Here is a 21,734-nt window from a genome sequence, read left to right on the forward strand (position 1 = left end):
TTCACCGCGCCCTTGCCCGGGGCCTCCTCGGGTTGTCGCCTTCACCCTTTTCCCCTTCCCGGCACGCCCTGGCCGCGTGCCCTTCCGCGCCCTCTTCCGTCTGTGGCGCGTCCGAGCACAGAAAGCTGCCCGACATTGGCGAACACGATCCATCGACGCGTCGCGCTCCTCATCGAGGGCCCGGCATGGTAGCGGCGCGTATCACTGTCAACGGGGAAGGGACGCCCCTCGCACCGGCGCCGCCGCACACCACCGTGCTGGACTTCCTGCGCGAGCGTGGCCTGACCGGCACCAAGGAGGGCTGTGCCGAGGGCGAGTGCGGTGCCTGTTCGGTGCTGGTGGCCCGACCCGGCGTGACCAAGCCCACCGACTGGGTGGCGGTCAACGCCTGCCTGGTTCCGGTCGCGGCGCTCGACGGCCAGGAGGTCGTCACCTCCGAGGGCCTCGCCACTCCCGGGGCCCCCGGCACCCCGCCCACCCTGCACCCCGTGCAGGAGGAGATGGCGGTCCGCGGCGGATCCCAGTGCGGCTACTGCACCCCGGGGTTCATCTGCAGCATGGCCGCCGAGTACTACCGGCCCGACCGGCGCGCCGGTGCCGGCGGCGACGGCCACGCCGGCTCCGGCTCCGGCTCTGGCTCTGGCTCTGGCTCCGACGGCAGCGGCAGCAGCGCCGGCAGCGTGTGCGACGCCGAGCACGGCCCGAACGGTTTCGACCTGCACGCGCTGAGCGGCAACCTGTGCCGCTGCACGGGCTACCGGCCGATCCGCGACGCCGCGTTCGCCGTCGGTACGCCCACGGACGGGGATCCCCTCGCGCGCCGCCGCGAGCAGGCCCCGCCCGCGCCGGTGGCCACCTCCTACGCCCAGGGCGACGGCTTGTTCGTCCGGAAGAAGAGCCTTGCGGAGACGCTGCGGCTGCTGCGCGAGCGGCCCGACGCGGTGGTGGTCGCCGGATCGACGGACTGGGGTGTGGAGGTGAACATCCGCTCCCGGCGCGCCGGTTGCGTGGTCGCCGTCGACCGCCTTCCCGAGCTGCGCGAGCTGCGTGTCGGGTCCGACGTCCTGGAGATCGGGGCGGCGCTGACCCTCACCGAGATCGAGCGGCGTCTGGACGGCCGCGTGCCGCTGCTCGCCGAGCTGTTCCCGCAGTTCGCCTCTCGCCTCATCCGCAACGGAGCCACCTTCGGCGGCAACCTGGGCACCGGCTCCCCCATCGGTGACAGCGCGCCGGTCCTGCTCGCGCTCGACGCCTCCCTGGTGCTCGCGGACGCCGACGCGGAGCGCGAGGTGCCCCTCGCCGAGTACTTCACCGGCTACCGGCAGAGCGTGCGCCGTCCCGGCGAGCTGATCCGTGCCGTCCGCGTACCGCTCCCGCTGTCGCCGGTCACCGCCTTCCACAAGATCGCCAAGCGGCGCTTCGACGACATCTCCAGCGTGGCGGTCGCCTTCGCGCTCGACGTCGAGGACGGGGTCGTTCGCAAGGCGCGGATCGGGCTGGGCGGTGTCGCCGCCACCCCGATCCGCGCCCTGGCCACCGAGGCCGCCCTCGAGGGGCGGCCGTGGACCGTGGAGACCGTCGAGGGCGTCGCACCGGTGCTGCGGGAGGAGGGCACGCCGATGGACGACCACCGGGCCAGTGCCGCCTACCGCTCCGCGATGCTCGGCCAGAGTCTCCTGAAGCTGTACGCGCGAACCACCGAGGCGGTGCCGTCATGAGCCAGTTGTCCGAACGCCCCGACAAGTCCGTCGTCGGCCTGTCGATGCCGCACGAGAGCGCGAGCCAGCACGTCACCGGCACCGCGCTCTACACCGACGATCTGATCCACCGCACCAAGGACGTCCTGCACGCGTACCCGGTGCAGGTCATGAAGGCCCACGGCCGGATCACCGCGCTGCGCACCGGGCCCGCGCTCACCGTCCCCGGGGTGGTGCGCGTGCTGACCGGTGCCGACGTGCCCGGCGTCAACGACGCCGGGATGAAACACGACGAGCCCCTCTTCCCCGACCAGGTCATGTTCCACGGGCACGCGGTCGCCTGGGTGCTGGGCGAGACGCTGGAGGCGGCCCGGCTCGGCGCCGCGGCCGTCGAGGTGGAACTCGACGAACAGCCCTCCGTGATCAGCCTGGAGGAGGCGATCGCGGCGGAGAGCTTCCACGGCGCCCGGCCCGTGATGGAGACCGGCGACGTGGACGTCGGATTCGCCGACTCGGCGCACGTGTTCACCGGCGAGCTGCGGTTCTCCGACCAGGAGCACTTCTACCTGGAGACGCACGCGGCGCTCGCCCACATCGACGAGGCCGGCCAGGTCTTCGTCCAGAGCAGCACCCAACACCCCTCCGAGACGCAGGAGATCGTCGCCCACGTCCTCGGCCTGCACAGTCACGAGGTGACCGTCCAGTGCCTGCGGATGGGCGGCGGATTCGGCGGCAAGGAGATGCAGCCGCACGGCTTCGCGGCCGTCGCCGCGCTCGGCGCCCGGCTGACCGGCCGGCCCGTCCGGGTCCGGCTCAACCGCACCCAGGACCTGACGATGTCGGGCAAGCGGCACGGCTTCCACGCCTCCTGGAGGATCGGCTTCGACGCCGAGGGCCACATCCAGGCCCTCGACGCGACGCTCACCGCCGACGGCGGCTGGAGCCTGGACCTGTCCGAACCGGTCGTGGCCCGCGCCCTGTGCCACATCGACAACACGTACTGGCTCCCCAACGCCCGCGTCACGGGCCGGATCGCCCGGACCAACAAGGTGTCCAACACGGCCTTCCGCGGCTTCGGCGGACCCCAGGGCATGCTGGTGATCGAGGACATCATGGGCCGGTGCGCGCCGCTGCTCGGCCTGGACCCGACGGAGCTGCGGGAGCGCAACTTCTACCGGCCGGGCCAGTCCACTCCGTACGGGCAGCCGGTCGTCCAGCCCGAACGCATCACCGCCGTCTGGGAGCAGGTCAAGCAGAACGGCGGCATCGCGGAGCGGCGGCGGGAGATCGCCGCGTTCAACGCCGCGCACCCGCACACGAAGCGGGCCCTCGCGCTCACCGCCCTCAAGTTCGGCATCTCCTTCAACCTCACCGCGTTCAACCAGGGCGGCGCGCTGGTGCTGATCTACAAGGACGGCTCCGTCCTGATCAACCACGGCGGCACCGAGATGGGCCAGGGCCTGCACACCAAGATGCTCCAGGTGGCGGCCACCACGCTCGGCATCCCGCTGCACAAGGTGCGCCTCGCCCCGACGCGTACCGACAAAGTGCCCAACACCTCCGCGACCGCCGCCAGCGCGGGGACCGACCTCAACGGCGCCGCCGTGAAGGACGCCTGCGAGCAGTTGCGCGAGCGTCTGCTGCGGGTGGCCGCGACCCGGCTCGGCACGAACGCCGCCGATGTCCGCATCGTCGAGGGCGTCGCGCGCGGCCTGGGCAGCGACGCGGAGCTCGGCTGGGACGAGCTGGTGCGGACCGCGTACTTCCAGCGCGTCCAGCTGTCGGCGGCCGGCTTCTACCGCACCGAGGGGCTGCACTGGGACGCGAAGTCGTTCCAGGGCTCCCCGTTCAAGTACTTCGCCCACGGCGCCGCCGCGGCCGAGGTCGAGGTGGACGGTTTCACCGGCGCGTACCGGATCCGGCGGGTGGACATCGTGCACGACGTCGGCGACAGCCTCTCCCCGATGATCGACATCGGCCAGATCGAGGGCGGCTTCGTGCAGGGTGCGGGCTGGCTGACGCTGGAGGACCTGCGCTGGGACACCGGCGACGGGCCGAACCGCGGGCGGCTGCTCACCCAGGCGGCCAGTACGTACAAGCTGCCGAGCTTCTCCGAGATGCCCGAGGAGTTCCACGTCACGCTGCTGCGGAACGCCACGGAGGAAGGTGCGGTCTACGGCTCCAAGGCGGTGGGCGAGCCCCCGCTGATGCTGGCCTTCTCCGTCCGGGAGGCCCTGCGACAGGCCGCGGCGGCGTTCGGGCCGGCCGGGATCGGCGTCGAGCTGGCCTCGCCCGCGACGCCGGAGGCGGTGTACTGGGCGCTCCAGACCGTCCGGGGCGGCGCGGCGCGCGGCGCCGGGGCCGGGGCCGGGGCCGGGGCCGGGGCCGGAGATGGTGGCGAGTCCGGTGCCGGAAACGGTGGCGAACCCAGTGCCGGGGATGGTGTCGAACCCGGGGCCGGACAGGGGCCGAGGGCCGGCGCGGGAGCCCTCAGCGGTGCCTGACATGACGTGGTTCGCCGCGGTCGCGCGGTTGCGGGCACGCCGGGAGGCCGGCGTGCTCGTGACCGTCGCGACCGTGCGCGGCCACGCCCCGCGCAACGCCGGCGCGAAGCTGGTGGTCGGAGAGAGCGAGACCTGGGGCTCGATCGGCGGAGGCAACGTGGAGGCCGTCACGATCGACCGGGCCCGGGAGATGATCGCCGCGGCCGCGCCGGAACCGGAGCTCATCGACTTCGCCCTCAACGACAAGGTGACCAACCGCCACGGGGTGCAGTGCTGCGGCGGCACGGTGTCGGTGCTGCTCGAACCCCTCCCGGTGGTACGGGCGGTCGCGATCTTCGGGGTCGGGCACGTGGGACTCGAACTGGCCCGGATCCTGGCCCGCCACGACCTGGACCTCCATCTGATCGACAGCCGGGCCGACACCCTCACCCCGCAGCGGCTCGCCGTGCTCGCTGATGCCGTGGCGCAGGTACGGGTGCACCACACGCCGCTGCTGCCCGAGGAGGTCCTGGAGGCGTTGCCGCCCGGCACCCACGTCCTGATCATGACCCACGACCACGCCGAGGACGCCGCCTTGTGCGACGCCGCCCTGCGTACGAGCCACCTCGGCTCGATCGGGCTGATCGGGTCGGCGGCCAAGTGGTCACGGTTCCGCAAGCGCCTCGCCACCGAGGGCGGTCACGACGACGCCCTCATCGACCGCATCAAGAGCCCGATCGGCCTGCCGGACATCACCGGCAAGGAGCCCGCGACGATCGCGGTCGGCGTCGCGGCCGATCTGCTGCGCACGTTCGAGGGTGGCTGAGGGAGGGCGGGGCCCGGAGGGCATCCTGGGCGATAAGCGGCCGTTCGTAGTCACGGCCGGGGTACGCGTCACGACCCCTTGGCCTCCCCCTAACCGCGACTCAGCGCGCGCGGGCAGCCGGCGGACGGACCAGCGACTCCGGGCCTCCGGACCTCCGGGTGGAAGCGGGGTGAGGGAAGAGGAACTGGCACGCATCCCTCTATACGTGGCGTGGCGTGGCGTGGCGTCGTGTCTGAGGGTCGCTTCCCACCCACCCTCACGAAAGCTTAGGTTAGGCTTACCTAAGTTCAGTGTCGCCACTTCCTCACGGAGACCCCATGAGCCCGCGCACCACGCCTCCCGCTCTCCCGACCCCCGCCGAGCGGATGCGGTCGATCGTGATGGCCGCCCACTCCATGACCGTGGTGTCCGACGGCCTCGAACACGAGGTCCGCGACCTCGACGGGGCCGGCGCACTGGGCCGCATCCATCTCCACGAGCCCGGCAACGAGTTCGGCCCCGACCACGACGGGCCCCGCCTGCCAGTACGCCTGGAGCTCACCGATGTCGCGCCGGCGCCCGTACGTGACCGGGTACGCGCCCGGGTGACGCTCACGGGCCTCGTGGCCGCGCCGTACCGGGCCGACTCCACCGAGAGCGTCTGCATGCAGCTCGGCCAGGCCGTCCTGGAGGACGCGAGGGGGCGCAGCTACGTCACCTTCCACGAGCTGGAGGCGGCGGAGACTGACCCGATGGCGGTGTCCGAGGCGTCGATCCTCCACCATCTCGGCACGGCCCACCCGGAGCTGGTCACGCTCCTGCTCCGACTCGTCGAACCCTCCGTCACCCGAAGCCTCGTGCGGGCGCTGCCGCTCGCACTCGACCGGTACGGCATCACGCTGCGGCTGGAACTGCCGTCCGGGCACCGGGACGTGCGGCTGGCGTTCCCGACACCCGTCACCGACGCCGACCAGGTCGGCCTACAGACCCACGCCCTCCTGGCCGCCGCCCGCCGGGCGTCCCACTCCCGGCTGCCCGCGGCCTGAGCGGGGTGAGGCGCCGGGCGACTCGGGACAACCCGAGTCGCACACTTCCGAGCCGCTGACCCGACCGGCGCGGCCGGCCGTCACCCTGGTCGTCACATGCTCTGCTCGGGGGCTGCTGGTCACGCTGTTTCCGCGCATTCGTCGACGAACGCGCGGAGTCTCCGCATCAGGCTCAGGTGGTGGACGGGATCGGTGTTGCTCTGTATATGGGGTGCGTCGTGGACCCACCGCTCCCACAGACCGTCCGGTTTGAGGAAGCGGGCCGTGTCGTCGCTGCCCAGGTTCAGGGCGGTGAATGCGAGGGCGCTCATGACGATGGGCTGGTCATAGCCGAGATCGGGGCGGCGAAGGTAGCGATCGAGATAGTCGGCGAGCAGTTCGGCATCGCGTGGCGTGCCGAAGCTCGCGAGGGCTACGCAGTACGCCAGCCCGGTGCAACAGACCTGACTGGCCAGGAGCAGCTCGCCGAGTCGTTCGCGGAAGTCCGTGCGATGTCCGACGGCGATGAGCCACGCGGCCGTTCTCCGCTCGCGCCACCCGCCTTCGAGAAGGACGCCGATGTCGCCCTGGGTGATGAGCCGCGCGTCGTCGCCGAGCGATCGCACGAACTGGCCGTACTCGGGCTCCGGCATGCGCAGCACGCCGCCGCCGAGCTTGAGGTAGCGGCGCCCGGGCCGGACGTAGCGTTCGACCAAGGCCCGCAGTTCGGCATCGTTGCTGGGCGACCGCATGGGGCGGCTGGGTATCGGAGGGGTGGCGGCGGGTTCCATGTACGGGGACCCTACGCGGATGCACCCGGCGACCCGGAAGGATTTCCGGTGCCACCGCGACCGTGTGACCGCCCACCGGTGCGGGTTGGGGTCCGGGCTCCGCGCGCCGATTCTCGCAGCGGCTCGTTCGGGCGAATGTGTAGGGTGCGCGTGCCTGCGCAGAACAATCCGCCGCAGGTCACGAGGGGGAAGAATGAGAAGACTGTGGGCCTGTGGGGGCCTGGTACTCGGCGTCATGGGTCTCGTCGGTTGCTCTGGCACGGCGAACGACGCGAAGGGCTCGGCTCCGAGCGCCGCACCTTCCGCGGTGGCTCTCGCCATCAATGGGCGGGTCGCCGTGGAACTGTCCACGGACGGCAAGGGCCCCGCGACCGGCAAGCCGTGCACGGTCCCGCCGAACTCCAAGGTCAGGGCGGGGGCGGAGGTCCGCGTGACGGACGGCACGGGCAAGGTCCTGGGGAGCGACGTGCTCATGCCCGGTGAGGCGCAAGGTAGCACCCTCAAGTCCTGCGAGTTCGCCTTCTCGTTCAAGGTGTCCGGCGCGTCCGAGAAGTACGTGCTGACCGTTGCCGGTTTCCCGCCCCTGCCGTACGGCCGGGAGGACATTCGCCGCGGACTCTCCTTCTGGGAGACCGATGAAGGCACGCTGAGCCCGCGGTAGTCCTCGCGGCCCGCTCGACGAGGGCTGAGGGCCATCGCGCAACCGCCCGTATCGCGGGGGGGGCGAGCGAGTGCTTCCCTCTTCGGTCGGCGACCCGGAGCCTGATCCCGGCGACGTCCGCCGGCCGGCGGCGGGGTCCCCACCTGGGTGGGGGCCCCGCCGGTCTCGGTCAGGGTTGGGCGACGGCCTGCTCGGTGCCCGTGGCGGGCGCGGTGGATCAGCCGGTGGCCGACTCGACCTGTGGTGCCTTCGCGTTCTTCATCGCGGAGATGGTGTCGAGCATGCCCTGGTGGAACTCCTCCCTCGTCATGTCCGTGCCGTACTTCTTGAACATCTCGACGCCCTGGCGGACGCTCGTGATGTCACCGATGTCGGTCTTGCCGACGAAGAACTCGGAGCCCGGGATCGCCGCTTGGGCTCCGTCCTCCAGGTAGCCCTGCTCGAAGCCCTCCGCCATGCCCACGAAGCCGTAGTGCACGTTCGACCAGACGTCGTAGTACGCCTCGTCCTCGCCGCCGGGGACCGTGAAGTAGTAGTCCGACGTCGTGAACAGGTTCATCAGACTCTTGAGCTTGGGCTTGTGGTCCCAGTCGGCACCCGCGTGGACCTTGTACGCCCACATGGTCGTCGCCTTGGCCAGCGAGAACGGCAGCCAGCTGCCGTTCGCGTCCTTGATGCGCTCGAAGTCCTTGGACCGGAGGTTCCGCATGATCTCGTCGTACATGTAGTCCTCGGCGATCTTCCAGCGCGCCGGGCCCAGGGGCCGGGAGGCGGCCTTCTCCTTCGCCACGCGCGCGGCCTTGTGGGCCGCGTTCCACGCCTTCTTCGCGTCCGACATGTGGTTCGGGCCCGAGCCCTCACGGCGGGGGGTGCGGTTCCACATGCCCGCCGCGTCCGCGGCCTCCTCCATCTGCTGCGCGTGTCCGGCGCAGTAGTCCCACACGCAGTTGTTGGAGCCGTCGCCGATGACGCCGTCGGTGTCACCGCCGACGCCCGCGCACACGCCGTCCCGGCCGCCTCCGGGCGAGCCGTGCAGGCACTGGCGCCCGTCCGGGTCGGAGTTGGTGACCGGACTGTTGTCCGCGTACGCGTAGCCGTTCCAGCTCTGCGGGTCGGCGGCGTCGAACAGCGGGTCGGTGCTGATGAAGCGGCCCGCCGCGGGCAGGTACTGGCGGGCGCCGAGATTGGTCAGGCCGGTGGCGGTGTCCTTGGTCCCGCCCACGAAGCCCTTGCCGCCGGCCCAGGCCGACGGCTGGGCGCCGCGCGCGTTGCCGAAGGGGTCGGTGGCGCGTCGGGTCGCGGTCAGTGTCGACAGGTCGACGGCGAGCCCGTTGGTCCCGTGGTGGTCGGCGACCTGGACGGCGAACGCTCCGGCGGCGGTCCCCGCGCCGGTGCGGACGATCGTCATGCCGCCGGGGACGGGGTAGTAGCGGGTGCCGGTCTGCGTCTTGCCGGGGGAAGCGGTGTCCACCGTCAGTTCGTCCGTGCCGAGGCTGATGGTGGTCCTGCCCGGGTTGCGGCGGATCAGCTGGTTGCCGTCCGCGTCGTACACGTAGGTCGTGCGGGTGTCGGGGACGGTCCACTTCTGGCCGTCGGGAACCGTGGTCCCACAGGTACCGAGGACGAGATCGGTGCCGGGGGTCGTCAGGTCACCGGGGACGGCGAGGCAGCGGCCGGAAACGGGGTTGTAGAAGGTCGTGTCGGCACGTGCCTTCCACGTCTGCGCGGCGGTGCCGTCGCAGGGCTGGAGCTGGACCGGTGAACCGGTGGCGGTGCCCATGGCCTGCAGGCACTTGCCGGAGACGGAGAGCCGGTCGGCGGCGGTGGCGAAGCGCTGGCCCGCGCCGGTGGCGCAGGTGGAGATCTGCGCCGGGGTGCCGTCGGCCGAGCTGCCGCCCTGCAGCTCCATGCACGTGCCGCCGATGCCCTTGATCTGCGTGGCGGTGGTCAGAGAGGTCAGCTTGCCCTCGCTGTTCCAGTTCAGGCTGCTGGTGCCGGCCGCTCCGGCGCCGAAGGACGTGGTGTTGCCGGCCGCGTCGTACTGGTAGGTGTCGGTGCCGGTGGTCGTCGACGTCTTCGCGGTCGAGGTGAGCGGGGCGTGCGGACCGCCGGTGCCGCCGCCCGCGGTGGGCGCGCCGGTCGGGGTGTCTACGGTGCCGGGCGCGTTGAACGTCTGGGTGGTCGTCACGTCCTTGGTGGTGTCACCGGACGGGTCGTGGCTGACCTGCCGCGTGCGGTTGCCCGTGAGGTCGTAGCCGTAGTCCTGCCAGTACGGTGCGGGGCCGCCGATGTTCGCCGCGGTGGGCGTGGTCGTGACGCAGCCGCCCTGGTCCTTGGTCTGCCCGGCTTCGGGGGCGGTGAGGCCGCCGTTGTCGGTCCAGGCGGTGGTGAGCCGGCCGAGCGCGTCGTAGGCGAAGCACTGGCGGTCGGTGCGGGAGGGGGTGTTGTCGGCGACGTCCGTGATCGAGGTGACCTGTCCGACGTCGTTGTAGGTGTAGCCGACCTGCTGGACGGCGCCCGTCGTGGACGTCTGCTTGTCGACGAACTGCTGCTTGACGCGTCCGGTGGCCTGGTCGAAGTCCGTGGTGGTGACGACCTGGGTGGCCCAGGGGTTGACGGTCGAGCGGATGGGACGTCCGAAGGCGTCGTACTCCGTCTGGGTGTCGTACGTCGTCGCGCCCGCGTACTTGAACATCTGGCCGTAGTCGTTGTACGAGTACACGACGTCGTCCAGCGGGAGGCCGCCGAGGGCCGGGAGCACCGTCTCCTTGGGGTTTCCGGTGATCTTGTCGTAGACGGTGCTGGTCGTGTACGAGAAGGTGCCCGAGGCGAGTCCGGCGTCCGTGCCGGGCAGGGTCACCGTGGATCCGGTGACGCGGTAGCCGTCGTCGTACCCCTTGGCCGTCGTGGTGTACGCCTGGCCGCCGGTGCCGCCGACGTAGCGCGTCGACGAGGCGGGCTTGCCCTTGCCGGCGGTCGCGGTGTCGAAGGTCCACGCCGTGAGCTGCTTGGCGCCGGTGGCCGTCGGGCCGTCGAACATGCCGGTCTTCCGCCCGATCAGGTCGTACGTGTACGTGACCTGCTGACCCTTGCCGTCGGTGGTGCTGCCGAGCCGTCCGGCGGTGTCCCACGTCTGCGTGGTCACGCCGGTGTCGGGGTCGGTCGCGCTGATCTGGCGCCCGCGCTGGTCGTAGGAGTACGACCAGGTGTTCCCCAGCGTGTCCTTGCGCGTGAGCGGCTTGCCGTCGACCGTGTGGGTGGTGCGGGTGACGGCGGCGTCGGCCGCCTGGCCGGTCACGGTGGGCGTGGTGTACTGCCACAGCTCCGTGGTGCGGCCGCGCGCGTCGGTCAGGGTCGTGGTCGGCGCGGCGCCCTTGGGCGGGACGACGTCCGTGCGGTCGACGCCCTTGAAGTCGGTCGTGGTGCGGGACTGCTCCACGCCCAGCGACCAGGACGCGGTGGCCACGGCGCGGCCCAGGCCGTCGTAGGTGGTGCGGGTCTGCGACGGGATGGAGCTCTCCGCCGAGGGCAGCAGGGTGCCGGTCGGACCCGACACGTCGTTGTACCAGGGCGCGTTGGCGGTCCGGGTACGGCCCTGCGAGTCGAGGAGGGTGTCGGAGACCAGCCGGCCGGTGTAGGCGGGGTTGGCCGGTGAGGTCTGCGTCTGCCGGGTTCGGGCGAAGCCGTCGAGGATCTCGACGCTCTTGACGTAGACCGGCGTCTCGCCGTCCTTGGTGAGCTTGTTCGTGGTCGTGACGGACGGGACGCCCGCCTTGTCGGACACCGCGTACCCGAAGGTCATGTTGGCGTTCGGGTTGCCCGCCGGGGTGCGGCCGGGCAGCCAGACGGCGGTGAGCCGACCGAGGGCGTCGTACGTCTCCGTGGTCGTCTTGAGGTTCTGGTCCTTGACGGTCAGGGGCAGACCGCGCCGGACGTCGACGGTGGTGACGCTGTCCCAGGTGCCGGTCGACCCGGGCACGGGGGTGGAGACCGTCATCGTGGAAGGCAGCTCGCCGGCGGCCGCGGGCGTGTAGGCCGTGGTGGTGACGGCGCCGTCCGGGTGCTGGTTGTCCTTGCCGTTCGGGTCCTTCACCGAGGTGGCCCGGCCGTAGGCGTCGTAGGCCGTGATGGCGGTCGGGACGAAGAAGGGCGTCCCGTCCGGCTCGTAGCGGTCCAGGACCTCCGCCTTCGTCGCGTCGCCGGTGGCGGCGGCCTGCAGGTGGGGCAGGTTGTCGTAGGAGGTGCGGGTCCTGCTGACCGTGTTGGCCGCGGCGGCGGTGACGGTGCAGGCGTCCGTGCCGGAGACGACGGTCTGTTCGGCCGCCAGGGCGGTGACCTGCGGATCGGGGCCGACGGCGTAGCCCGTGCGGGTGCACAGGTCGGGGAGGCCGTCGGCCTGTTCCAGGGTGGAGACGACCCGGTTGCCGTGCGCCGGGTCGGTCGTGGTCGTGGTCGTGGTGGACCGCCAGTCTCCGTCGGCCTTGCGGCCCTGGGTCGTCATCACGCCGGTGGTCGCGGTGTAGCGGGCGACGAGGTCCGGGAGGCCGGAGCCGCGCACGTGCGTGGCGGTGGTCGTCTCACCCGAGGCGGCGGACACGCTGCGGCTGACGACGGTGCCGCCGGCCTGGTCGTACGTCTCGGTCTGGAGGGTCTGGCCGCCGAGCCAGTCGCTGTCGGTGACGGACCGTCCGAGCAGGTCGGTCAGCTGGACGCCGCGGGCGGAGCCGTTCTGGCGGACGTCGCCGTTCATGCCCTGCCGGTAGGTGGTGCGGGTCTGCGACTTGGGGCCGTCGTTGCCGCTGCCGGTGGTCGCGGTCACCGTGGCGAAGCCGCGGAACTCGCCCCAGGTACGGGACTTGGGGTCGGTGAACTCGCTGTCGTCACGGTGCCAGCCGGCCGCGCCGTACGTGTAGCTGCTCACCTGCTGCGGGGCGTCGGTCGTGGTGTCGTTCTGGGTGACCGAGGCGACGGTGTAGTGGTTGAACCAGTCGAGGACGGGGTCCGCGCCGGCGACCGAGCCCGGCGGGGACCAGCGGACCGGGTAGCAGGCCATGGTGTTGTCGTCCTCGGCGGACGGCATCACGTGGTTGCGGCGGGAGCAGGCCGGCAGGTTGTAGTCGACGTTGAGGACCCCACCCGTCTCGTTCTTGATCTGCTGGATGCGCGGCCGGTCCATCAGCGGCGGCGCGGGGACGAGATCGGTTCCGTCGACGCGGTTGGCGAGCATCACGGGGACGAAGGTCACCGCGGGCAGCGCGACCTCCGGGGTGCCGGTCCGGCCGGTGCGCTGGACCGAGTCGAGCCACAGGGCCTTCTGGCTGGTGGCGTCCTTCGGGTCGGGGAACGAGTGCTTGAGGACGAAGGAGTCGACGTCCTGCCACGCGTTGTTCGTCCGCACCTGGGTGAGGACGGACGCGAGCCGGCGGGTGGTGAAGAAGGTCGGTGACAGACCGGTGCAGGTACCGGAGCTCTTGCACTCCTGGTCGACCGGGACGTCGGGCCAGTTGTTCTTGTTGGCCACGGTGCGCTGCGCGGGGTCGCAGGCGTTCGTGTCGAGGCAGCGCTCGGCGGTGCCGAGCGTCACCCGGACGGCGGGCTGCAGACCGCCCTTGGCGGTGACCTGGTCGGGAAGACGCTGCCCGTACGCGACGGAGGCCAGGGTGCTGGCGCGGGTGTAGGCCGTTAGCACGCCGGCGCCCGGGTTCTGGCCGCCACCGCGCGCGTAGTAGTTGGTCTCCGGGGCCCAGGTGTACGTCGTCAGGTTGCCGTGGCTGTCGACGACGTAGTCCAGCTGGAGTCGCTGCCACATCGTGCACCAGGAGGCTTTGCCCTTGGCCGCGTCGTAGCAGGGGTCGCCGGACTTCGGGGAGTACACCGGCACGCTGGAGACGGAGTTGGTGGCCGGATCGCTCTTGTCGCCGCCGGGCAGGTGGTTGACGCCGAAGTGGTAGACGGTACCGGCGGCGTCGGTGACCTTCGCGTAGGCGCCGTCCTGGACGCCGTTGGCGGCGCCGGAGCCGAACTCGATCCGGGTGCCGTCGTCGTTCTTCAGACGCCAGACGCCGGTCGCCGCGTCGGTGCCCACCGCGCCGGTCGCGACCCGGACCAGCGGTCCGGAGTGTCCGCCGAGCGAGAGACTCGCGTTGAATCCGGCCCAGCACAGGTCGCCGGAGTTGCTGATGCCCGCCTTGTCGCAGGCTTTGTAGGTGCGCTCGATGAAGCCGGGGTTGAGGTCCCAGCCGTCGCCGACCCAGGACGCCTGGGCGTTGGTCGCGGAGGTGCGGCCGTCGACGGAGGAGGAGTCGTAGCCGAGCGCCAGCGACGGCGCCTGGCCGCCGAGGGACGCCGGGAGCTGGAACGGGTAGCTGTAGGTCAGCGCGCCGGAGGAGCCGCCCGCGGCCCATACCGAGGACGGGTTGAGGGCGGATGCCTTGTAGTCGCCGCCGCCGCCGGCGGTGCCGGTCTCGGCGGCGAGCAGCATCGGGGTGTTCGCGGCCTTCGCCCCGCTCGCCGACGCGAGCAGCGGCGACCGGGCCGCGTCCTGCGGGACGCGGGCGGGGAAGGGGGCGACGGACGGGACGGCGAGTTCGGCGGTCAGCCGCCCGGTGGCCTTCTCGTACCGTGTGACCAGCGGGGTGCGGACCCGGCAGGCGGCCACCTGGGGTGTGGTCGCGGCGCACGTGGGAAGGGCCACCAGACGTCCGCGCGCGGCGAACTGGCCACCGGTGGCGCGCTGGAGCTCCGCCATGTCGAGGCCGAGCCTGACCGGCACGGTGCCGTGCGCGTCGCCGGTGGCGGGCGCCTCGACCGCGGCGACCGTGAACAGCAGGCCGTGCACACCCGCGGCGCGGGCGGAGGCTCCGTCGTTGCGTACGACGGTCACCGGGGGCAGCGCCCGCCGGGGGGCCTTGGTGCCGGGGCCGACCCAGACCGGGAGCCGGCCGGCGCGGGCCGGGGCCGTCGTCGGCAGCGCGGTGCCGCTCAGTGCGGTGGCGTCCGGTACGGCGGGAGCCGCCGCGGACCGCCGGGGCACGGCGTGCGGCGGGGCCACGGGCCCGCGCTTGACGGCCGGAGTGCCGGCGATCGGAGTGGTGTGCGGCAGCGGCGTTCGCGGCGGCTGCCAGATCTTGTCGAAGTCCGGCGTGACCGGTGCGGCCTGGGCCGCCGGTACCGCCAGAAGGGACGCCGTCAGGGCCACGATCAGCGGAACGGTCGCCCGTGTCCGTGAAGATCGCCCGGATCGGCGCATGCCGAAGCTAGGCATCGCTCATCCCCCGTTGAAATGTGAAAGTGGTGTGGCCGCCGGTCCGAGTGATCGACGGCAGAATCGGACGGGAACGTAGCAGTCGCTACAACTTGCCGTATCCCATGAGAAGTTCAAATTCGGACGTGTTCTAGATCACTCCGTGTGCAATTCATGAAGGCTGCGCACAAGATGGACACGAATCGGCGTGGCGCGTTTTGATCGCTGGCCATGCCCCTGCCAAAGTGCCCCCGATCTCTGCGCGCCGCGCAGCGACCACGCACATGCATGGGGGAGTACACGAGCATGTCCACTGCACCAAGAGCCGGGCTGCGAAGGCCCGTAGCGGGCGCCGCCGTCCTGGCGATGTCGGCCGCCCTGCTGGCCGGCGCGCCCTACGCGGCGCACGCCGCGGCGTCGCCCCAGCCCGATCCGTCGGCCTCGGCGACGGCTCCCGCGCCCTCCCGGGGCAGCACCGAGCGCCCGAAGCCCACGGCGGCCCGCGTCGCCGTCGAGAACGCGAGGCAGCGGGCCCGTGAGACCGGGAAGGACGTCCCGGTCCCGGAACTGACCGACGAGTTCAGCACCACCGTCGTGACGGCCGAGGGCAGGCTGCGCACCGAGCGCAGCCTGGAGGCACAGCGCAAGAAGGGCGAGGGCGGCCGCTGGGTCACCCTCGACGACACGCTGGTCACCCGCGCGGACGGCGCCGTGGTTCCCAAGGCCGCCGACTCGGGCCTCGTGCTGTCCGGTGGTGGCGGCGGCCCCCTGGCCACCATGACCACCGAGGACGGACAGCGGCTGTCCGTGTCGTCGCCCTTCCCCGGCCCGCTGCCCAAGCCGGTCCTGAGCGCCAACGGCGCCCTGTTCGAGGATGTGGCGCCCGACACCGACCTCAAGGTCACCGCCACCAAGTGGGGCGGCTACGCCACGGTCGTGATCCTCCGCAGCCCGGCCGCCGCCGCCAACCCCGCGGTACGGAACCTGGTCTTCCCCGCGGAGACCAAGGGCCTCACGCTCGCCAAGGACAAGGACGGCAACCTCACGGCGGCCGACGGACGCGACACCGTCTTCCGCGCGCCCGCCCCGGTCATGTGGTCGGCCAAGGAGGCCCGGAAGCCGACCGCCCGTGGCGGCAAGTACGCCGACATGGACGCCGCGGCCCCCGTCGACAAGGCCAACGGCGCCGTCGACGGACAGAGCAGCCCCGACGGGCCCGGCGCCCGGGCCACCGTCGCCAAGATCCCCGTCACCCAGGCCAGGGCGACCGCCGCCGCGGGCAAGGGCCGCGGCGCCATCGCCCTGGCCCCGACCATGGACCTGCTCGACGGCGCGGACACCAGCTACCCCGTCTACATCGACCCGGACTGGTCGCGCGACTCCCGCGGCAAGCAGCACCACGCCTGGGTGATGTCGGCGTGGACCGGGACCGGCAACTTCGACCGCTCCGGCTCCAACGACCGGGACCACCCCGGTTCGGGCTTCCAGGGCTGGGAGTCCCCGTACGGCATCGAGCGCGCCCTGTTCGAGTTCGACATCAACGGGTACGCGGGCTCGACGATCAACTACGCCAACCTGCGGATCAACCAGTACATCTCCTCCGACTGGTCCTGCACCACGACGTACCCCGTGAACGTCTACCGGGCCCGTGAGTTCGACGGCTCGGTGTCCTGGAACAACCACGAGGTCCGCGAGTGGCTGGACGGCAAGTGGGTGCCGGGCAACGGCACCAACTCCGCCTGCTACAATGACATCCCCGTCGACTTCAACGTCACCGGCGCCATGCGCGACGCGATCCGCGACACCGGCAGGCCGCTCGCGTTCGCCATCCGCGGCAACGAGGGCTCCGGCGACAAGATGGGCTTCAAGCGGTTCAACTACAACGCCACCCTGAGCACCGAGTACGACTTCACGCCCAACACCCCGGACAACCTGCGCGCCAACCCCGTCCCGCGCCGTGTCGTCGCCGGTGACACGCAGGCCTGCGGCGGCGTCCCCGCCTCCTCGTACGGCTGGGTCACCGACACCCACACGGCCCTGGTCTCCCGGGTCAGCAGCCCCAACCAGGGCCAGCTCACCGAATGGGTCGACGTCTGGGACGAGACCGCCGGAGCCACCGCCCACCAGGGCTGGTCCGGCTTCGTGTCGAACTGGTCCGAGGCCACGTACTCGCTCCCGGTCGGCCTCCTGCAGAACGGGCACAACTACGCCTGGGCCACCCACGGCGACGACGGCCTGCTGCGCGGACCGTCGAGCACCACCTGCCACTTCGCCGTCGACATGACCCCGCCGGTCATGGCCTTCGGCCAGTTCACCGACCCCGCCACCCAGTACCCGCCGGCGGGCAACGGGCAGATCACCAAGCTGCGGCTCGGCGACACCGGCTCCATCCCGGTCTCGGCCTCCGACCCGAGCCCCGGCGCCGGACTCCGCTCCTCGGGCGTGGCCTGCGTCCAGTGGAGCTTCGACCCCCAGCTGGCCGGCGCGCAGCAGGCGTGCGGCAGCCCGCTGTCGCCGAGTGCCCTCAGCGTCAAGCCCACCCACTGGGGCACCAACATCGTGTACGCCCGCGTGCTCGACGAGGCGGGCAACGCCTCGCAGACCCTGTCGTACGCCTTCTACGTGCCGTGGAAGGACGGCCCGGTCGCCTTCGGCGACACCACCGGTGACGCCCGGCCCGACATCCTGATCCCGGACAACGCCGGCAACCTGGTCACCCACGGCCGCGCCACCGACGGCAGCAGCGCCAGCGCGCAGCCCAGCGGCACGGCGGCGACCGCCCTCCAGGCGCCCGAGGTGGCCGCGAAGCGGACCTGGAAGGACTACCGGATCGCGCACCGGGGGTCCCTCGACCCGGGCCGCAACGTCGACGACCTGTTCGTCCACCGTGAGCCGGCCACGGTCGGCGCCACGGGCGGCAGCGACCTGTTCGCGTACGACAACACACTGTCCAACCCCGGGGTGTTCACCCTCGGGACCAAGCACACCGTCGACAAGCCGGACTGCGACCCGGCGTACGGCAGCTCCTGCCCCGGCTACCACGACGTCGGCACCTGGCAGTACTCGAGCCAGATCACCCCGACCGGCTCGCCCCGCACCGCGCGCACGCCGAGCCGCAAGGTGTCCGACGCCACCGGTCTGCTCGCCGTGGAGTCCGGCAACCTCTGGTACTACCCGGTCAAGTCCAACCAGACGCTCGCCCCGCCGTCCCTGGTGTCGGGCACCGGCGACTGGGACGACAAGGACCTCATGGTCCCCGGCAACGCCCTGAACCTGTCGACCTCCACCACGGCGGACACCGCGCCGGCGCTCTGGGTCCGCAACCGCGCCAGCGGCGACATCTTCCAGTACCGGCTGGCCACCGCCGCCCGCACCGACGACCTCGGCGTCTCGTACACCGTGTTCACCGGCGTCACGGCGCAGCCGGCCTCGCGCATCGGCTGGGGCATCACCGGCACCGGCTACCCGCGGGTCGGCTCCGACGGCGACGTCACCGACGACGGGGTGCCGGACTTCTGGGCCCTCGACACCTCCGGCACCCTGCACTCCTGGGCGGCCACGGCCGACGCCGGCGCGGTGAACGGCTTCGACGGCTACCACGTGCGCGGCAACACCCAGGCGCCGACCGTTCAGTGGCGGCTGGACGACAGGAAGTCCATCCCCGCCGGCAACGACCTCACCGAGGCGAACATCGCCTACGCGAGCGACACCGTCGACGGCCGGCCGGCCACCGTCGCCGTCTTCAACGACACGCTGAAGTCGGCGCTCACGACGCCGGACAAGGTCGTCGACACCCGGCAGAGCTTCACCGTCAGCACCTGGGCGAAGCTCGACAAGCCCGACGGCGTGATCGTCAGCCAGGACACCGCCCACGCCAGCGCCTTCATGCTGTGGGCCGACGCCGGCAACTGGCGCTTCGCTCTCGCCCGCGGTGACGACGACGGGTGGCCGTACGACTTCAACTCCACCGTCAACCCGGCCAACGCGTTCCAGGCGGGCGTCTGGACCCAGCTGACCGCCACGTACAACGCGACCACGGGCGCCATGAGCCTGTACGTGAACGGGCGCCTGGCCTCCAGCGGTTACCACGCGGCGAGCAGCAGCCCGGCACCCAGCGGCAAGCTGGTCATGGGCCGCTACAAGTACCAGAGCCAGCCCAGCAACTGGCTGGCCGGCCGGGTCGGCAACCTCGCCGTCTACCAGGGCTACACGCCCCAGGCCACCACGGCCGGAGCCCCGGTCCGCTTCGCCGCCGCGCCGGACCTGTGCATGGACGCGCCGAACAACAACAGCGGCAACGGCATGCAGCCGCAGTTGTGGGGCTGCAACGGCTCCGACGCGCAGAAGATGAGCGTCAACGCCAACGGCACCCTGACCCAGCAGGGCCAGTGCGTCGCCGTCAGCGCCAACCAGACCGGGTCGGGCAGCCCCATCCTGTTCTGGCAGTGCGTCGGCGAGGGCGGCCAGCAGTGGCTGCCGCGCGCCGACGGCTCGATCTACAACCCGCAGTCGGGCCGCTGCCTCGACGTGCCCTGGGCCAACCGCAACTGGGGCACCCAGTTCCAGTTGTTCGACTGCAACGGCACCCCGGCCCAGCAGTGGAGCGTCCCCGTGATCTACTCCCCCGCCCTGCCGGTCAATCCGTAGCACCGCGGCCTACAGGAAACGCCCCGTCTCCCGCGAGACGGGGCGTTTCCGCACGTGTCCTACGCCTTGCGGGCGATGCCGCCGGCGATGCTGCGCTGGGCCGCGTTCAGTTCCTTGAGATGCGGCCCGTCCGGCCACCAGTCCGCGCACCGCACCAGGCCCGGGGGGACCATCTCCAGGCCGTCGAACAGTTCCCGCAGCTCGTCGTGGGTGGAGAAGGTGCCGCTGCCCATCATGCTGTGCAGGAACATGGCCTCCATCTTCCGTGCGGTCGCGCTGTACTCGTCCTGCGGGTCCAGGAAGTGGCTGATCGCCACGTAGGAGCCGGCGGGCAGCGCGTCGATGTAGGCCCGCATGATCTCCTTGCGCGTACGGGTCTCCTCGCCGTTGTAGTGGTGCAGCGTGCCCAGTTGCAGCAGCGCGATCGGCCGGCTCCAGTCGAGTGCGGACCGCACGACGGCGTTCTCCAGCAGCCTCTCCGGCTCGAAGATGTCCTCGGCGACGAAGACCGTGTGCGCGTTCTCCTCCAGCAGGGCCCGGCCATGGGCCAGCACCACCGGGTCGTTGTCGACGTAGACGACGCGCGCGTCCGGTGTGGCCCGCTGCACCACCTGATGCACGTTCTCCGCGGTCGGCAGGCCGGACCCGCAGTCCAGGTACTGCGTGACGTCGGTCTGCCCGGCCAGGAACCGGCAGGCCCGGATCAGGAAGTTCCGGTTCTCCACGGCCAGGTCCCGGGCCTCCGGAGCGGCCTTCAGGACGCCGCGGACGACCTCCCGGTCCACCTCGTAGTGGTCCGTGCCGTTGAGGAAGGCGTCGTACACCCTGGCGATACTGGGCGTGGTCGGGTCGACGTAGGACGGAATACCGGACATGAGGCCTCACAGACAGTCGCGACAGGACCGGTCGCCATCCTCCCGTTCCGGGATGCGACTCCCGGCCTGACATGCCGCCCCCAAGGAGTGACGCCGTCCGTGGCCTGCCGGTGTCGGGGCGCGTGGGCGTTGTCGGTCGCCCATCGGCGGCTACCGGTCCGTTGTCGGTGGCCTGTCGGCGAGCTCCGGCAGTGTTCCGGTGACGGCCGGCCGGAACCCACCGGGCGGCCCTGATTCGCGGGAGCCTCCATGCACATGCCCGTCACGATCATCGGCGCCGGACTCGGCGGACTCACGCTGGCCCGGGTCCTGCACGTCCACGGGATCCCCGCCACGGTGTACGAAGCGGAGTCCTCCCCGGCGGCGCGCACGCAGGGCGGACTGCTCGACATCCACGACGACAACGGTCAGCTCGCCCTCGAGGAAGCCGGTCTGACGGACCAGTTCCTGGACATCGTCCTGGAGGGCCACCAGGCGATGCGGGTGCTCGACCGGGACGGGACCGTCCTGTTCGACAAGGCCGACGACGGCACGGGCGGCCGCCCCGAGGTGCACCGCGGCGCGTTACGGCGGATCCTGCTCGACTCGCTCCCGGCCGGCACCGTCCGGTGGGGCCACAAGGTCGGCGGCACCCGCACCGTCGGCCCCGGTCGCCACGAGGTGACGTTCGCCGACGGCGGCACCCTCGTCACCGGTCTGCTGGTCGGCGCGGACGGTGCCTGGTCACGCGTACGGCCCCTGCTCTCCGCCGCCACACCCGAGTACGTCGGCACGTCCTTCGTCGAGACGTACCTGTTCCACGCCGACACGCGTCACCCGGCCACCGCGAAGGCGGTCGGCGGCGGGATGCTGCTGGCGCCCGCGCCGGGCCGGGAGATCTTCGCCCACCGGGAAGGCGGCGACACCCTGCACGCCTACATAGCGCTGAGCAGGCCGCGGGAATGGTTCGCCGCCATCGACTTCAGCGACGCCGCCGCGGCCACCGCGCGGATCGCGGCCGAGTTCGACGGCTGGGCACCGGAACTCACCGCCCTGATCACCGACGGCGACACCGCGCCGGTCCTGCGCCCCCACTACACCCTGCCGACCGGTCACCGGTGGGACCGGGTGCCCGGGGTCACCCTGGTCGGCGACGCCGCCCACCTCGCGCCCCCGAACGGCGAAGGCGCCAACCTGGCCCTGTACGACGGCGCCGAACTCGGCAAGGCCCTCGCCACCCACCCCGACGACGTCGAAGCCGCGCTCGCCGCGTACGAGCTATCCATGTTCTCCCGCAGCTCGGAGCCCGCCACCTTCGAGGGCGGACAGGTCCCCGGGATCGACTCCGAGCGCAACACCGCCCAGGGCCTGATCGACATGATCACCGAGAAGGGCCGCTGAGGTGATCCCGAGGGGGCGGGCGCCCGTTGCGGCGCCCGCCCCGCGTACGTGACGGGGATCGCCCCGCGTACGTCACGGGGTTCAGCCCGGCGTCCCGGCCGGGTTCAGCCCGGCGGCCGGAGCGGGG

10 protein-coding genes are annotated in these 21,734 nt (G+C 71.8%); 7 read left to right on the plus strand and 3 right to left on the minus strand.

Annotated elements, in window-relative coordinates; translation table 11 throughout:
• The first annotated feature begins 185 nt into the window (after nt 1–185).
• The 4 genes from AB0Q96_RS17350 (at nt 186) to AB0Q96_RS17365 (ending at nt 6,031) form a co-directional block, all read left to right on the plus strand.
• On the plus strand, nt 186–1,718 hold the full coding sequence (locus tag AB0Q96_RS17350) for an FAD binding domain-containing protein (protein ID WP_365326228.1): 1,533 nt from the start codon (nt 186–188) through the stop codon (nt 1,716–1,718).
• Nucleotides 1,715–4,201, plus strand: a complete 2,487-nt coding sequence (gene xdhB, locus AB0Q96_RS17355) for a xanthine dehydrogenase molybdopterin binding subunit (protein ID WP_365326230.1) — start codon at nt 1,715–1,717, stop codon at nt 4,199–4,201. Before AB0Q96_RS17350 ends, xdhB begins: the two co-directional genes overlap by 4 nt.
• 1 nt (nt 4,202) lies before the next feature.
• Complete coding sequence (xdhC, locus tag AB0Q96_RS17360) at nt 4,203–5,006, plus strand: xanthine dehydrogenase accessory protein XdhC (RefSeq protein WP_365326232.1); 804 nt, start codon at nt 4,203–4,205, stop codon at nt 5,004–5,006.
• 317 nt (nt 5,007–5,323) lie between these two features.
• Nucleotides 5,324–6,031 (plus strand): DUF2470 domain-containing protein, encoded by a 708-nt coding sequence (locus AB0Q96_RS17365; RefSeq protein WP_365326234.1) that lies wholly within the window; start codon nt 5,324–5,326, stop codon nt 6,029–6,031.
• Between the two features lie 119 nt (nt 6,032–6,150).
• Here AB0Q96_RS17365 and AB0Q96_RS17370 read toward each other — a convergent pair whose 3' ends face one another.
• Entirely contained in the window at nt 6,151–6,762 is a 612-nt protein-coding gene (locus tag AB0Q96_RS17370) for a DUF6000 family protein (RefSeq protein WP_365326236.1), read from the minus strand.
• Between the two features lie 376 nt (nt 6,763–7,138).
• On the opposite strand from AB0Q96_RS17370, the gene AB0Q96_RS17375 reads away from it, so the two are divergent.
• Nucleotides 7,139–7,462, plus strand: a complete 324-nt coding sequence (locus AB0Q96_RS17375; protein ID WP_365326238.1) for a hypothetical protein — start codon at nt 7,139–7,141, stop codon at nt 7,460–7,462.
• A gap of 217 nt (nt 7,463–7,679) precedes the next feature.
• Here the strand turns inward: AB0Q96_RS17375 and AB0Q96_RS17380 are convergent, their stop codons facing one another.
• Nucleotides 7,680–14,660, minus strand: coding sequence for a ricin-type beta-trefoil lectin domain protein (locus tag AB0Q96_RS17380; protein ID WP_365326240.1), 6,981 nt, complete (start codon nt 14,658–14,660; stop codon nt 7,680–7,682).
• 351 nt (nt 14,661–15,011) lie between these two features.
• Here AB0Q96_RS17380 and AB0Q96_RS17385 point away from each other — a divergent pair, with 351 nt between their 5' ends.
• A complete protein-coding gene (locus AB0Q96_RS17385; protein ID WP_365326241.1) occupies nt 15,012–19,352 on the plus strand; it encodes a ricin-type beta-trefoil lectin domain protein in 4,341 nt (1,446 codons plus the stop codon).
• A gap of 59 nt (nt 19,353–19,411) precedes the next feature.
• Here the strand turns inward: AB0Q96_RS17385 and AB0Q96_RS17390 are convergent, their stop codons facing one another.
• Nucleotides 19,412–20,227 carry an SAM-dependent methyltransferase gene (locus AB0Q96_RS17390; RefSeq protein ID WP_365326243.1) on the minus strand — a complete coding sequence of 272 codons (816 nt, stop codon included), beginning with the start codon at nt 20,225–20,227 and terminating at the stop codon, nt 19,412–19,414.
• A 249-nt stretch (nt 20,228–20,476) separates the two neighbouring features.
• Here AB0Q96_RS17390 and AB0Q96_RS17395 point away from each other — a divergent pair, with 249 nt between their 5' ends.
• On the plus strand, nt 20,477–21,607 hold the full coding sequence (locus tag AB0Q96_RS17395; protein WP_365326245.1) for an NAD(P)/FAD-dependent oxidoreductase: 1,131 nt from the start codon (nt 20,477–20,479) through the stop codon (nt 21,605–21,607).
• Nucleotides 21,608–21,734: the final 127 nt, after the last annotated feature.

The organism is Streptomyces sp. NPDC093111, from assembly GCF_040683955.1.
Lineage (GTDB): Bacteria > Actinomycetota > Actinomycetes > Streptomycetales > Streptomycetaceae > Streptomyces.

Coding starts and splice junctions, on each gene's coding strand:
- xdhB (WP_365326230.1), top strand. CDS start 1,715: ATGAGCCAGTTGTCCGAACGCCCCGACAAGTCCGTCGTCGGCCTGTCG.
- AB0Q96_RS17390 (WP_365326243.1), bottom strand. CDS start 20,227: ATGTCCGGTATTCCGTCCTACGTCGACCCGACCACGCCCAGTATCGCC.
- xdhC (WP_365326232.1), top strand. CDS start 4,203: ATGACGTGGTTCGCCGCGGTCGCGCGGTTGCGGGCACGCCGGGAGGCC.
- AB0Q96_RS17365 (WP_365326234.1), top strand. CDS start 5,324: ATGAGCCCGCGCACCACGCCTCCCGCTCTCCCGACCCCCGCCGAGCGG.
- AB0Q96_RS17385 (WP_365326241.1), top strand. CDS start 15,012: ATGTCCACTGCACCAAGAGCCGGGCTGCGAAGGCCCGTAGCGGGCGCC.
- AB0Q96_RS17395 (WP_365326245.1), top strand. CDS start 20,477: ATGCACATGCCCGTCACGATCATCGGCGCCGGACTCGGCGGACTCACG.
- AB0Q96_RS17350 (WP_365326228.1), top strand. CDS start 186: ATGGTAGCGGCGCGTATCACTGTCAACGGGGAAGGGACGCCCCTCGCA.
- AB0Q96_RS17370 (WP_365326236.1), bottom strand. CDS start 6,762: ATGCGGTCGCCCAGCAACGATGCCGAACTGCGGGCCTTGGTCGAACGC.